This is a genomic window from Croceivirga sp. ABH4_376, assembly GCF_056160685.1.
On record NZ_JBSWXQ010000032.1, the window covers coordinates 1 to 220 of the forward strand.

Annotated in this window: 1 protein-coding gene; it reads left to right on the forward strand. The window is 46.8% G+C overall.

The window, feature by feature from the left end:
- A partial coding sequence (locus ACXAGS_RS15765) for a Calx-beta domain-containing protein (protein WP_474908094.1) occupies positions 1-220 on the forward strand: 220 nt, incomplete at both ends.

Sequence of the window (220 nt, forward strand, 5' to 3'; positions counted from 1 at the left end):
ACTTTTGATGTGACCCTTACCGGGGCGTATGCTTCTGGTTTCGACGTGGATTTCTCTACCGCTTTTGGTTCGGCAACCGCAACTGACTTTACGCCGATAACCAATGGTACTATTTCCTTCGTTGGTAATGATGGCGAGGTACAACAAATCGTGGTTTCTATTTTGGATGATGCCATCATCGAGCCACAAGAGGCCTATACCGTTACCTTGAACAGCACTA